This is a genomic window from Embleya sp. NPDC127516 (assembly GCF_044765325.1).
In the GTDB taxonomy this organism is placed as follows: domain Bacteria; phylum Actinomycetota; class Actinomycetes; order Streptomycetales; family Streptomycetaceae; genus Embleya.
This window is the reverse complement of sequence record NZ_JBIWJT010000003.1, coordinates 538,256-550,697: the sequence shown is the minus strand read 5'-3', so window position 1 is coordinate 550,697 and position 12,442 is coordinate 538,256. Positions and strand designations below refer to the sequence as shown.

9 protein-coding genes are annotated in these 12,442 nt (G+C 69.2%); 7 read left to right on the top strand and 2 right to left on the bottom strand.

All coding sequences use genetic code 11. The annotated features are described in order from the left end of the window. Window positions 1–90: 90 nt before the first annotated feature. On the bottom strand, window positions 91–429 hold the full coding sequence (locus ACIRL2_RS07655) for a P-II family nitrogen regulator (protein WP_360310627.1): 339 nt from the start codon (window positions 427–429) through the stop codon (window positions 91–93). Next, the gene (locus tag ACIRL2_RS07650) at window positions 426–1,739 is read right to left on the bottom strand and encodes an ammonium transporter (RefSeq protein ID WP_395872663.1); all 1,314 of its coding nucleotides are present in this window, start codon (window positions 1,737–1,739) and stop codon (window positions 426–428) included. The genes ACIRL2_RS07655 and ACIRL2_RS07650 overlap by 4 nt, the downstream gene beginning before the upstream one ends. A gap of 600 nt (window positions 1,740–2,339) precedes the next feature. On the opposite strand from ACIRL2_RS07650, the gene ACIRL2_RS07645 reads away from it, so the two are divergent. The 7 genes from ACIRL2_RS07645 (at window position 2,340) to ACIRL2_RS07615 (ending at window position 12,301) form a co-directional block, all read left to right on the top strand. Further along, window positions 2,340–3,290: an ABC transporter permease gene (locus ACIRL2_RS07645; protein WP_395872661.1), complete on the top strand. Its 951-nt coding sequence runs from the start codon at window positions 2,340–2,342 to the stop codon at window positions 3,288–3,290. Beyond that, the gene (locus ACIRL2_RS07640) at window positions 3,287–4,213 is read left to right on the top strand and encodes an ABC transporter permease (RefSeq protein ID WP_395872659.1); all 927 of its coding nucleotides are present in this window, start codon (window positions 3,287–3,289) and stop codon (window positions 4,211–4,213) included. Before ACIRL2_RS07645 ends, ACIRL2_RS07640 begins: the two co-directional genes overlap by 4 nt. A gap of 130 nt (window positions 4,214–4,343) precedes the next feature. Further along, on the top strand, window positions 4,344–5,411 hold the full coding sequence (locus ACIRL2_RS07635; protein ID WP_395872657.1) for an ABC transporter ATP-binding protein: 1,068 nt from the start codon (window positions 4,344–4,346) through the stop codon (window positions 5,409–5,411). Beyond that, the gene (locus tag ACIRL2_RS07630; protein ID WP_395872655.1) at window positions 5,408–6,718 is read left to right on the top strand and encodes an ABC transporter ATP-binding protein; all 1,311 of its coding nucleotides are present in this window, start codon (window positions 5,408–5,410) and stop codon (window positions 6,716–6,718) included. The genes ACIRL2_RS07635 and ACIRL2_RS07630 overlap by 4 nt, the downstream gene beginning before the upstream one ends. A 208-nt stretch (window positions 6,719–6,926) precedes the next feature. After that, complete coding sequence (locus tag ACIRL2_RS07625) at window positions 6,927–8,528, top strand: ABC transporter substrate-binding protein (protein WP_395872653.1); 1,602 nt, start codon at window positions 6,927–6,929, stop codon at window positions 8,526–8,528. Between the two features lie 396 nt (window positions 8,529–8,924). Further along, entirely contained in the window at window positions 8,925–10,478 is a 1,554-nt protein-coding gene (locus ACIRL2_RS07620) for an ABC transporter substrate-binding protein (RefSeq protein ID WP_395872651.1), read from the top strand. Window positions 10,479–10,720: 242 nt separating this feature from the next. Next, window positions 10,721–12,301: an ABC transporter substrate-binding protein gene (locus ACIRL2_RS07615; protein ID WP_395872650.1), complete on the top strand. Its 1,581-nt coding sequence runs from the start codon at window positions 10,721–10,723 to the stop codon at window positions 12,299–12,301. Window positions 12,302–12,442: the final 141 nt, after the last annotated feature.

Sequence of the window (12,442 nt, the reverse complement as noted above, 5' to 3'; positions counted from 1 at the left end):
GGCCGAGCACCGCGAGCGGTCGACGCGAAGGCCGATGGCCGGACCCGTCCCCGAAGACTCGCTTCGGGGCGGGACCGGCCATCGGGGGTCCTACAGGGCTTCCGGGCCGCGTTCGCCGGTACGCACCCTGACCACACTGTCCACCGGGACGATCCAGGCCTTGCCGTCCCCGATCTTGCCGGTGCGCGCGGCCTTGACCAGCACGTCCAGCAGTTCCTCGGCGTCCTCGTCGTCCGCGACGACCTCGATCCGGACCTTGGGCACGAGGTCGACCTGGTACTCGGCGCCTCGGTAGACCTCGGTGTGGCCGCGCTGCCGGCCGTAGCCGCTCGCCTCGGTCACGGTGAGGCCGTGCACGCCGAACGCCTGGAGGGCGTTCTTGACGTCGTCGAGCCGGTGCGGCTTGATCACCGCCGTGATGAGCTTCACGCATCCACCTTCGTGTCGGCGGGCGCCGCGGCGCCCGCGCCCGTAGAGGTGCCGATGCCCGCCGACGGTCGGGTGGAACCGCCGAGTGCGGCGAAGTCGTACCCGGTCTCGGCGTGCTCGACCCGGTCGATGCCGGCCACCTCGTCGTCCTCGGACACCCGGAAGCCGATGGTCTTGTGAATGACCGTGCCCAGGATGAAGGTGACGACGAAGGAGTAGGCGAGGACGGCACCGACGCCGATCAGCTGCTTGCCCAGCTGGTCGAAGCCCCCACCGTAGAACAGGCCCTCGACATCGTTTTGGATGTGGCCGGTGGCCAGGAAGCCGGGGGCGAGCGAGCCGATGATGCCGCCGACCAGGTGCACGCCGACCACGTCGAGCGAATCGTCGTAGCCGAGCTTGTACTTCAGGCCCACCGCCCAGGCGCAGACCGCGCCCGCGACCAGACCCAGCGCGATCGAACCGAGCGGGCTGAGCGCACCGCACGCGGGGGTGATCGCGACCAGGCCGGCCACCGCGCCGGACGCGGCGCCCAGGGTGGTCAGGTGTCCGTCGCGGATCTTCTCCAGGAACAGCCAGCCGAGCATGGCCGCGGCGGTGGCGATCTGGGTGTTGATCAGCGCCCGGCCGGTGACGCCGTCCGCGGCGAGCCAGGAGCCGGCGTTGAAGCCGAACCAGCCGAACCACAGGAGGCCGGCGCCGATCATCACCAGCGGCAGGTTGTGCGGGCGCATCGGGTCACGCTTGAAGCCGACCCGCTTGCCGATCACCAGGACCAGGGCCAGTGCGGCGATACCGGCGTTGATGTGCACCGCCGTACCGCCGGCGAAGTCGATCACGCCCTTCTCGAACAGCCAGCCGTCCGCGGCCCAGACCCAGTGCGCGATGGGGAAGTAGACCAGGGTGACCCAGAACGCCACGAACACGGCCCAGGCGGTGAACTTGGTGCGGTCCGCGACTGCGCCGCTGATCAGCGCCGGGGTGATGATCGCAAACATCAACTGGAAGGCCGCGAACACCGTCACCGGGATCGTGTAGCCGTCCCACAACTCCGCGACCCCGATGTCGCGCATGCCGTACCAGTCGAGGTTGCCGACCAACCCGCCGAAGGCGTCCGTACTGAACGTCATCGAAAACCCGTAGAGCACCCACAGCACCGTCACGACAGCCAGGCAGATGAAGCTCATCATCAGCATGTTCAGGACGCTCTTCACGCGGACCATGCCGCCGTAGAAGAACGCCAGCCCGGGCGTCATGAGCATGACCAGTGCGGCGCTCAGGAGTACGAATGCGGTGTTACCCGTGTCCATACTCTGCCTCTCTTCTCCGTGGCCCCGGCCGACCTCCGGGAGCTCATGGGAAGGAGCTTCGGGGTGTGAGGTTTCACGCCGTGGCGCGACGTGTTTCGCCGACGTGACGCTTGGCGCACATGTGTTTCCGGCGGATGAACGTCCGCTCACGCGCCGAGCCGGCCGGATCGCGCCGCTCGCGCGGAGCTACGGGTGGCACGGCCCGGGCGGCTCGGGGTCGCGCGCGCGACGCGTGTGTGGGTGTCCGGCGGATGAGCGGCGGGCGACCCACACACAGCCCGTCGACGACATCTGACGCACCGTCAGTTAGTTGGCCTCCGCACCTTATTCGCGCAGGTCGACACGTGCGGACGGAGGGCAACCCTCCGGTTCGGGACCGACGTTTTCGACCCGCTAACGGTTGCCGTGAATCCATTGACATTGATCGCGCCCACTGCCGTAATTAATCACCGCGCTTAACTGACGACCCGTCAAGGCACGTGTCACCACAGGTGAACGGCCCTGTCCGGGATTCGGCGGTTTCGCGCGAACGCACCACCGCACGGAATGTTCAACAGACCTCGTCAACCGACCAGACCAGCGAGAGGGGGTGACACCGTCGTGTTGCGCCTGCTCGGTCGCAAGTTGCTGGCCCTGATTCCGGTGCTGTTCCTGGTCACGTTCGCGACCACGGCCCTGCCCGACCTGGTGGACGGCTCACCGGTCGCCCAGATGCTCGGCCCCGGCTCCACACCGCAGGACCTCAAGGACCTGGAGCACGAGTTCGGGTACGACAAGTCGCTGCCCGTCCGATACGTGACCTGGGTGGGCAACGCGCTCACCGGCGACCTCGGGGAGTCCCTGAAGACCCGGACCTCCGTCATGGACGGCATCAGCGAGCGGTTCCCGGTGACCCTGGAACTCGCCGTCTTCGCCCTGCTCATGGCCCTGATCGTGGCCGTGCCGCTGGGCGTGTGGACGGCCGCGAAGGCGGGCGGTCGCGTCGACCGCGTGATCGGCGGGCTCTCCTCGGGCCTGCTGTCGATCCCCACCTTCGTCAGCGTGTTCATCCTCGTCTACTTCTTCGCGAACCCGAACATGATGCTCGCGTTCAAGCCGACGGGCTGGGAGTACATCTCGGTCGACTTCGCCAAGAACATCGAGTTCGCGTTCCTGCCCGCCCTTGCCCTGGCACTCGCGGAGATCCCGCAGTTCCAACGCCTGTTGCGCAGCGACATGCTCGCCACGCTCCAGGAGGACTTCATCCTGACCGCGCGGTCCAAGGGTCTGTCCACGCCGTACGTGCTCTTCCGGCACGCGCTGCGACCCTCGTCCTTCTCGCTGCTGACCGTCTCCGGCCTGACCCTGGGTCGATTGATCGGCGGTACGGTCATCGTCGAGTCCTACTTCGCCATCCCCGGCTTGGGACAGGGCATGTACCAGGCGATCAACGGCAAGGACATCCCCGTCGTGCAGGGCACGGTCGTGGTGATCGCGATCATCTACGTGCTGCTCAACACGCTCGTGGACATCGGCTACTCCCTCATCGACCCGAGAGTGAGGGCCCGATGAGCACACTCGAAACCGCGCCCGAGCCCGCCCTGGGCGCCGCCGAACCCACCGGACTGCGCCCCTCGCAGGTCAAGCGGGCCAAGAGCGGCAAGGCCCGCAAGCGCCCCAGCATCCTGCTCTGGTTCGCCATCGCGTGGATGAGCATCGTGCTGCTCGGCGCGCTGCTGAGCCTGATCGCCCCCGGCGTCTTCCCGCACGAGTACGGCAAGGCGTTCGGCGAGGCGAAGCAGAAGCCCTTCGCGGCCTGGCCGGAGTTCCTCGGCACCGACGGCCTCGGCCGCAGCCACCTGACCCGGCTCGCCTTCGGCGCACGCGTGTCGATGATCGTCGCGCTGGTATCGGTCGTGGTCGGCGTGGTGATCGGCGGCCTGCTCGGTCTGGTCGCGGCCTACTTCCGCGGCGTCACCGAGATGATCATCGACCTGTGCTCCGACGCGCTGCTCGCCTTTCCGCCGCTGATCCTGCTGCTCGCGCTGTCCTCGGTGTACGAGCCGTCGCAGACCAGCATCACCGCCGGTCTCGCCGTGTTGACCATCCCCGGCTTCACCCGGCTGACCAAGGCGAGCGCGATCGCCCAGTCCAACCGCGAGTACGTCACGGTGGCCAAGGCGATGGGAGCGGGTCCGGGTCGGATCATCTTCAAGGAACTGTTGCCCAACACGTTCCCGGCGGTGATGTCGTACTCGGTGATCGTGATGGCGGTGCTGATCGTCGCGGAGGGCTCGCTGTCCTTCCTCGGCCTGAGCATCCCGCCGCCGATGCCCAGTTGGGGCGGCATGATCAACGCCGCCAAGGACGACCTCTCGCTGTATCCGTCCCAGGTGTTCGTGCCGTGCGGCGTGCTCTTCCTGACCGTCTTCTCGCTCAACGTCATCGGCGACCGGCTGCGCGCGAAGTTCGACGTCCGCGACACCAAGCTGTAGCCGAGGGATCGGCGCCGGCCCTCGCCCCGAGGGCCGCCGTCGATCCCGTTCTTCGACCCCCTCACACAGACGGGACCGCTCTCATGGACGGGATCCAACAGCCGCGCGGCGCGAAGGTGGCGTGGTGACCATGGCGGAGCCGAAGACGACCGGCTCGCCCACGCCGGACGCACCACTGCTGCGGGCCACCGACCTGCGGGTCCACCTGGACACCCCGCGCGGGTTGCTCAAGGCGGTGGACGGGGTCTCCTTCAGCATCGAACGCGGCGAGACGCTCGGCCTGGTCGGCGAGTCCGGCTCGGGCAAGTCGATGCTGGTGCGCTCGCTGATGGGCATCTGCCCCTCGATCGCCGACATCCACGGCAGCGTGCGCCTGGACGGCCGCGAACTGGTCGGCGTACCGCGCAAGGAGGCCCGCACGATCTGGGGCAACCGGATCGCGATGGTCTTCCAGGACCCGATGACCTCGCTCAACCCGGTGCTGCGGATCGACCGCCAGCTCACCGAATCGATGCGGCTGCACCTGGGCATGGGCAAGAAGGAGGCCGGCGAGCGCGCGATCGAACTGCTCACGCTGGTCGGCATCCCCGAGCCGGTCAAGCGCGCCCGGCAGTATCCGCACCAGCTCTCCGGCGGTATGCGCCAGCGGGTGACCATCGCGATGGCGCTCGCGTGCGACCCCGACGTGCTAATCGCGGACGAGGCGACCACCGCGCTGGACGTGACCGTGCAGCGGCAGATCCTCGACCTGCTCCAGGAGATCCAGGCCGAACGCGGCATGGGCATGATCCTGGTCAGCCACGACCTGGGCGTGGTGGCCGGGCGGACCGACCAGATCGCCGTGATGTACGCCGGCCGCATGGTCGAACACTCGCCCACCGCCGACCTGTTCGCCCACCGCCGGCACCGCTACACCGAGGCCCTGCTGGGCGCCGTGCCGCGCCTGGACGTGCCCCGCGAGCAGCGCCCGCGGGCGATCCCGGGCGCGCCGCCCGACCTGGTCACGCTCAAGTCCGGCTGCGCGTTCGCGGCCCGGTGCACGGCGGCGGACGACCTGTGTCGGACCGAGCGGCCGGAGTTGGGCGACGAACTGGGCACGCACCGGTTCGCCTGCCACCACCCCGTCGGCGAGGACGTCGCCGTCGCCGCGGACGACGCGACCGGGCCGCCGTCCCTGATCAAGGAGACCTCCGCATGACCGCCGACGGCACCGCGCCGGGCGCGCTCGCCCTGGACACCAAGCCCGCCGCCGAGCCCGCGACCGGCACCGACCCGCTGCTCACGGTCACCGACCTGGTCCAGCGCTTCCGGGTGCCCGGCGGGATGATGAACGCCGTCGCGGGCGTGAGCTTCGAACTCGGGCGCGGCCGTACGCTCGGTCTGGTCGGTGAGTCCGGCTGCGGCAAGTCCACGCTGGCCCGGGCCATCCTGCAGTTGACCAAGCCGTCCGAGGGCTCGGTCCGGTTCGACGGGCAGGAACTGACCACGCTGCCCAAGGCCGGCCTGCGCACCATGCGCCGGCGGATCCAGATGGTGTTCCAGGACCCCATCTCGGCGCTGAACCCGCGTCGCAAGATCTTCGACATCGTCGCCGAGGGGCTGGTCATCTCCGGCCTGTCCGCCGAGGAGATCCGCCCGCGGGTGGAGGCGGTGCTGCGCCAGGTGGGCCTGGACCCGGAACTGGTCGCCGATCGGCGTCCGCATCAGTTCTCCGGCGGACAGTGCCAGCGGATCGCCATCGCCCGGGCCATGGTGGTCGACCCCGACCTGTTGATCTGCGACGAGCCGGTGGCGTCCCTGGACGTGTCGGTGCAGGCGCAGGTGCTGGACCTGCTCGACGAGATGAAGACCCGCACCGGCGTGTCGATGATCTTCGTCGCGCACGACCTCGCGGTGGTGCGCAACATCAGCGACGACGTCGCGGTGATGTACCTGGGCACCATCGCCGAGACCGGCGACACCGCGGCGATCTACGACTCGCCCGCGCACCCCTACACGCGCGCCCTGCTCGACGCGGTGCCCGCGCCCGACCCCGCGGCGGCGCCGGCCGGTCCCGCGCTCAAGGGCGAGATCCCCTCGCCGATGAACCCGCCCAGCGGCTGCCGGTTCCGGACCCGCTGCCCGATCGCGCGCGACGAGTGCGCGGCGCACGTACCGATGCTGCGCGAGATCGCGCCGGGGCACCGGGTCGCGTGTCACTTCCCGCTGGTGGGCGAGGCGGCCGTGTTCGACCGCGCCGTCTCGGCCGCGGAGCCCGACCCCGAGGCCGAGGCACGTTCCGAGGCACCGGCAGAGGCCGCGTCGAAGGCCGAGGTCACGTCGAAGTCCGGGAGCGAGGTCGAGCCGGCGCCCGAGACGAAGACCGGGACCGAGGCCGCGTCGAAGTCCGAGCCGGTCACCGAGGCCGCGGTCGAATCCGACCCGGAGGCGGAGGCAGCGGCGGAGCCGGCGGCCGACGCCGGGGCCAAGCCCACGACCAAGGCCGAGGCGACCGAGCGGGACTGAGCACCGACACCCGACGCGGTACGGCCGACCCGGCCGTACCGCGTCGCTGTCCGTACACGGGCGTGTCCGGGCCGAACGATCGGGGGCCGAATCGGGCATCCCGTCGACGATGCGACACGTGTCGACCTATAGCCTCACGGCGCTGACCGCGCTGACCGCGCGGCAGCCGGCCTTCGGCCGGCCTGCTCCATGCTTGAGGACGTTTCCAGTGGCACACGCACGAACCTTCGCCCTTCGGGCACGCCGTCGCACCGCCGCCGTGATCGCGGCGATCGGCCTCCTGGCCGCGGCCGGCTGTGGTGCCGAGTCCGGTGAGATCCCCAGCGCGGCGGGCACGCCCAAGGCCGGCGGCTCGCTGGACGTCCTGGCCACCGCCGACGCCCGCAGCCTCGACCCCTTCCTGCCCTCGTACGCCGCGCAGGCGGACGGAAACCGGATGGCGGCGCTGTACGACAGCCTGGTCTGGACGAACCCGGTCACCGGCTCGGTGCAGCCGCAGCTCGCCGAGAGCCTGGCCCCGGTGGAGGGCGGCGGCAACAAGATCTGGAGCCTGCGGATCCGGCCCAACCTCAGGTTCACCGACGGCACGGTCTTCGACGCCGCGTCCGTCAAGATCAACTGGGACACGCACGCGGTGCCCACCACCAAATCCCGGCAGCGGGACGCCACCGTGGGCATGAAGAGCCAGATCGGCGCCGACGCGCTCGAACTGCGGATCATCCTGGACAAGCCGAACGGCAACTTCGACCGCCTGGTCGCACGCAGCCTGTCCTTCATCGCCTCGCCCAAGGCGATCGCCGAGGGCGTCGACAAGCTGGCCGAACACCCGGTCGGCGCGGGCCCGTTCATGCTCCCCCCGGGCGGCTGGGTCAAGGGTGACCACCTGACCCTGGTGAAGAACCCGACCTACTGGCAGGGCCCGGCGAAGCCGTTCCTGGACAGCCTCACCTTCCGCTTCGAGGGCTCCGGCAGCGCGGCGGTGGACAAGGTGAAGAAGGGCAAGGCCGACGTCGCCAACGTCAGCGACGCGTTCACCCTCAAGGCCGCGCGCGACGCGGGCATCGGCGTCGAGTCGCTCGCGCTCTCCGGTGGCCAACTGCTGAGCTTCGACACCTCCGGCGGCCCCACCGCCAACCCCGAGGTGCGCCGCGCGATCGTGCTGGCGCTGAGCAGCGAGGAAATCAACAAGCGCGTGTACGGCGGCGCGGGCACCCCCGCGCGTGGCATCTTCAACCAGGCCACCGCGCTGGCCAACCCGCAGTTGTCCGCGCCGGAGAACAAGCCGCAGCAGGCCGCCGAGTTGTTCGACAGGGTGACCGAGCACGGCGCCAAGCCGATGCGGATCAAGTTCTTCGCGCCCAAGAGCGGCGCGATCGACGAACTGGGCCGCTACATGAAGGAGACGCTGGAGCGGTACCCCGGCGTCGCGCTCGACGTGGAGACCGCCGACCTCTCCGAGTTCGTCAAGCGCTCCAACCTGGCCGAGGCGTTCGACGTCAAGGTCAGCCAGTTGCTCGCCGACGACCCCGAGCCGGTGGTCTACCAGTACCTGCACCGGGGCAGCCCGAGCAACTGCTGCTTCTATGGCGACGACGTGGTGGACCGGGCCCTCGACGACGCCCGCAACACCACCGACCCGTCCCGGCGTCGCGCCGCCTACACGCAGCTCCAGCTCCAGTTGGACCGGGACATGCCGCTGTGGGTCTATCAGGAGGCGGTGGTGGCGGGGGTGTTCCGTTCCGGGGTGACCGGCGTGCAACTGTCCAACGACGGCATCTTCCTCTTCGATCGCATCGGCAAAAAGGACTGACTGGTCATCAGAAGTACAACAGTGACCCGATCTTGATGGACCAGATCGCCGGAAGGCAGTAGAAAGGGACGGCACCCTTACCAGTCGGTTCGTGGAGGCCGGGAATCACCTTCGTGATTCCCGGCCTTCACGTGTCTCGACTCCGGGCCGCAGACATCCGAGTAGCACGCACCACCGCACGACAGCACAGCCGCACGGACGCACCACCATGCTCCACCCGGGGCGCCGTCGCCCTCTCCCCCCGAGTCGGCCGACGTACCCGGCACCAAGCACGTCCGCCGCCCGGCCACGGAAGCCCGGGCGGTCCGTCAGGTGAAGGTTGGCCCTGCAGTGACTCGTACTTCCCCGTTGTCCCTTCGATCCACGCGCCGTTCCCGTCCCCGGCGCCGAATAACCGTGCTGGTCGTCGCGACCGCACTGGCCACCGTCCTCGCCGGTTGCGGGGGCGACGACGAGACCAAGCCGTCGGCCGCGGGCACGCCCAAGCAGGGCGGCTCGCTCACGATGAGCCTCCCGGGCGACTCCACCAGCCTGGACCCCTTCTCCACGTCGTACGTCAACGTCGCCGACGGCAGTCGCATGCAGGCGCTCTACGACTCGCTGGTGTGGGCGGACCCCACCACCGGCAGTGTGCGCCCGCAGATCGCCGAGTCGCTGGCGATCAACGGCCCCAAGGCCGACACGTGGCGACTCAAGCTCAAGCCCAACGTGAAGTTCAGCGACGGCACGGTGTTCGACGCCGAGGCCGTCCGGTTCAACTGGGACCGCCACAAGGACCCCAAGGTCGGTTCCTTCCAGCGCGGCGCGGCGAGTGCGATCCTCTCGCTCGCCGTCAGCGACCCGCTCACCCTCGACATCAAGCTGGTCACCGAGAACGCGAACTTCGACCACCTGGTGACCCGCAACCTCTCCTACATCGCCTCGCCCACCGCGCTTCGGGCCAGTCCCACCGGAATCGGTGACAAGCCGGTCGGCGCGGGTCCGTACAAGCTGGTGAAGTGGGATCGCGGGGTCAAGCAGACCTTCACCCGAAACCCCGACTACTGGCAACTCGACAAGGGTCTGCCACACCTGGACAACCTGACCATCACGGTGGACACCGACGTCAACCACTCGGTGACCGCGGTCGACGAGGGCAAGACCGACCTGACCGTCGCGGTGGACCCGCTCGCCACCGCACAGGCCGAGGAGAAGAAGCTGGGCGTGACGCGGATCGGGCTGAACGGCGGCCAGATGGTCGTGTTCAACCTCAGCGTCGCGCCGTTCAAGGATCTGCGGGCCCGCCGCGCGTTCGTCTACGCGTTCAACGGGATCGAGATCAACCAGAAGTTCTTCGGCGGCAAGGGTACGCCCGCCAAGGGCATCTTCGCCGCGTCCTCCCCCGTGGCCAACATCCAACTCGCGGCCTCGGAGAACGACCCGAAGCGGGCCAAGGAGCTCTTCGACGACGTGACGGCGGGCGGCACCAAGCCGCTCAAGTTCACCTACTGGGTGCCGCAGGCTCCCGCGTCGATCCGGGTCGCCGAGTACATGAAGCAGGTCCTGAACACCTACCCCGGCGTCGAGATGGAGGTCAAGGTCGTCGACATCGCGACCTACGTCAAGACCGTCCGCAGCGGCAACACGGAGTGGGCCGCCGCTCTCGGTCAGCAATGGATCGACGACCCGGAGCCGGGCATCTACGATCTGCTGCACAGCAAGAGCATGCCGAACAACAGCAATTACGAGAACCAGGCGGTCGACACCGCGCTCGAGGACGCGCGCAGGACGACCGACCCCGCCCAGCGACGCGACGCGTACACGCGTGTACAGCTGCAGGTGAACAAGGACATGCCGTTCTGGGTCTACCAGGAAGCGGTCACCGCCGCGGTCTACAGCCCCAGGATCACCGGCATCCAGTTGGCCAACGACGGCGCCATCCTGTGGGACCGGATCGGCACCACCGGCTAGTGGATCCACCCGTCCCGCCCGGGCCCGTGTGCCCGGGCGGGACGTCCCTCCGTACCCCCGGGCCGAATCACGCCCGCCATGCGGACGCACCCGGTTCCGCCGCGACTCGGGCGCGAACCGCCGCACCACAGCGCTACCGCACTTCCGGAACGACTGCACGACTGCACCGACGCACGAGGCACGTTCGAACCCCACAGTGATAGGTAGGTAGGCCGGCAGTGGTAACCCACCCGAAAACACCCTTGCGACGACCACCGTGCCGCGGCCTGCGCCGCCGACTGGCCCTCGCTCTCGCGGCGGCGACGGTGCTGGCGACGGCGGGCTGCGGTCTGGACTCCTCCGACTCCGGGAGTTCCTCCGGTGAGCCCGAGCACGGCGGTTCGGTCACGATCCTGATGCCCGGCGAGGAGCGCGGACTCGACCCGTTCACCGCCTCCTACTCCAGCGTCGCCGACTCGAACCGGTTGGCCGCGCTGTACGACGTCCTGGTGTGGACCGATCCGAGCACGGGCGGGGTGCGCCCCAAGCTGGCCGAATCGCTGGTCTCCGACCAGAGCGCGCGGATCTGGACCCTGACCCTGCGTCCGGACGTGCGGTTCAGCGACGGCAGTTCGCTCGACGCCGGCACGGTCAAGGCGAACTGGGAGGCGCACCGCGACCCCACGGTGCGCTCGCTGGTCGGCGGTCCGCTGCGCGGGGTGCTGCTGACCGAGGTCTCCACGCTCCAGTTGCGGATCGAACTGCCCTCCTCGAACGCCAACTTCGACCACACCATCGCGCGCAACCTCTCCTTCGTCGCGCCCCGACGCCTGGTCGCCACCGCCGACGGCCGCTACGAGCTCAAGCACGCGCCGGTGGGCGCCGGCCCGTTCAAGGTGAAGAGCTGGGAGCCGGGCAAGGAGTTGCGGCTGGAGCGCAATCCCCAGTACTGGCAACGGAATCGGCCCTACCTCGACGAGGTGGTCTTCCGGGTGGACAAGGATGTCGAGGGCGCGAACAAGTCGATCCGGGCAAAGCGGGCCGACCTCACCCTGACCATCGATCCGCAGAGTGTGGCGCAGGCCCGCGCGGACGGACTGGTCGCCGAGGACGCCCGTCTCAACGGCGGACTGATGGTCGCCTTCAACGTGCGCAAGGGAGTCTTCCAGGATCCGGCCGCCCGCCGAGCGGTGGCGCTGGCGCTCAGCAGCGCCGAGATCAACCGGCGTTTCTACGGCGGCCGGGGCGAATCGGCGCGTGGCATCTTCGACGCCACGTCGCCGCTGGCGAACGTCAACCTGGCCGCGCCGGAGAATCGGCCCGACGAGGCCCGCGCGCTGTTCGCGCAGCTCACCAACAACGGGAAGAAACCGTTCGTCTTCCGCTACCTGGTGCCCGACAACGTCAAGATGCGCGGCACCGCCGAGTACATCCGGCAGACCCTGGAGGGCTATCCGGGCGTCACCGTGATCGTCGAGATCACCGACATGGCCTCGCTGGTGACCCGGTTGGCGGGCAGCGACTTCGACGCCACCGTATGTCAGCTCTGGGCCGACGACGTCGAGCCGACGATCTATCAATTCCTGTACAGCAAGGCCGGTTTGAGCAACATCACCGGCTACGCGAACGACGTCGTGGACGCCGCTCTGGAGGACGGTCGGCGATCCACCGACGCGTCCTCGCGGCGGGACGCCTACACCCGGTTGCAGAACCAGGTCAATCGCGATCTCCCGTTCTGGGTCTACTCGTCGGCGGTCATCGGCGCGGTACACCGGGCCGACCTGGTCGGGATCCAGTTGTTCAACGACGGCCTGATCCACTTCGACGCCATCGGGCGGCGCTGATGAGCGGCTGACCCCCACAGACCCGGCCGGGTGGCCGGCGCGACCCGGTGTTCTCGGTGTCGCGCACACCACCCGGCCGTGCACCACAGCACCACAGCACCCGATCCGAACGGGGATCGGATGTGCCTTGTGACAACGGAG